Annotated in this window: 2 protein-coding genes; both read left to right on the plus strand. The window is 34.4% G+C overall.

Features of this window, described 5'->3' with window-relative positions:
• On the plus strand, positions 1–718 hold a 718-nt coding region (locus ASU35_RS03695), incomplete at its 5' end, for a winged helix-turn-helix transcriptional regulator (RefSeq protein WP_058351715.1).
• A 141-nt stretch (positions 719–859) separates the two neighbouring features.
• Complete coding sequence (locus ASU35_RS03700; protein WP_058351716.1) at positions 860–1168, plus strand: hypothetical protein; 309 nt, start codon at positions 860–862, stop codon at positions 1166–1168.
• Positions 1169–1417 lie beyond the last annotated feature (249 nt).

The raw sequence follows: 1417 nt of genomic DNA on the forward strand, positions 1-1417 counted from the left end.
GGTATTTAATCATGCAGGTAAAATACGCGATTACAATATTACAAAAAAAGAATGGATACTGAAAGGTAACACGGTAATGTATGCATCATATGACAGTATTCGTGCTACTCTTGATTATGACTTTTCACAGGAAAAGGAATTTTCTTATAATGGATTATCAATAGAAGAAGCCGTGCGTCATATTGCAAAATTCACATCGGGAATCTGGCAGATTCATCCTTTTGGAGAGGGTAATACCAGATCTACTGCAGTATTTATTATTAAATATTTAAAGACATTTGGGTTTAGTGTGAGCAATGAGACTTTTGCAGAAAACTCATGGTATTTTAGAAATGCATTAGTAAGAGCTAATTATAATGATTTGCAAAATGGCATCCATGCAACTACAAAATTTTTAGAGATGTTTTTTGAAAATCTTTTGATGAATGCTGGGCATGAATTAAAGAATAGATATATGCATGTAGACTTTGAAAAACAAAGTGCAAATCAAAGTGCAGCTAGTAATGATTCAAAGTGCAAAATTTGCACTTTGGAGGAATTGGCTATTATTCAGGAGTTAAAAAGGAATCCGGCAATTACTCAAAGAGAATTAGCGAATGCTATTGGTAAATCGGAGAGAACAGTAAAAACGAGAACCGTTGAAATGCAAGAAAAAGGTTTGATAATTCGTGAAAATGGTAAACGAAATGGTAAGTGGAAGGTGCTAGTTGAAATATAGTTTTGTTTGCATATACGGTGAGATACGAGACTGCCATATTGCTACCAGGGTGTAAAAACAAAATTGTATATTTTGTTATGGGTGCAAAAGATTATAGAAACACAAAGCTGTGCGCGAATGTTAATGCGAGGTAAAATTTCAATGCATGTGGAAACGTGTGTACTTTTATCCAACGAAAGAAATCAACACTACAATGTGTCAATAGAGGTTGATGTAAATGAGAAATATCATCAGCACAAAAAAGTCACTTACAAGGATATTCAGGACTATGTCAAAGAAAAATATAATTTCTTTGCACATTCGACCTATATTTCAGAGGTAAAGAGAGAATGTGGCTTAGATGTGCATGAACCCTATAATTCTGTTGAGAATCCTGTTAGAGAATATCATTGTACGGAAGAACGGAAAGAGCAAATAAAAGAAGCGTTAAGACATTTTGGGATGATATAGCCTTTCAGGGTTATATCATTTCCCCAAAAATACAAATAAGAATTGAACAAAATCGCTGCGCGATGGCCTGCCAAGGCTGTGGCGCATTTTTTTTTCATTAAATCAAAATAAGCAGTGGAAACCAAGTCCTAATAGTAGTATTGTTAAGTTGCGACACCAAACAATCAAACAGGATCGACATTACCACTGCCTATGACAAGATTAACATTTTGCCGCTTAATTAGCAAGCGGTTTTATTATTCCAATGCA

It is taken from the genome of Acetivibrio ethanolgignens (assembly GCF_001461035.1).
GTDB classification, from domain to species: Bacteria; Bacillota; Clostridia; order Lachnospirales; family Lachnospiraceae; genus Velocimicrobium; species Velocimicrobium ethanolgignens.

Excerpts from the sequence above, each read along its gene's own strand:
- ASU35_RS03700 (WP_058351716.1), top strand. The coding sequence starts at position 860 with ATGCATGTGGAAACGTGTGTACTTTTATCCAACGAAAGAAATCAACAC.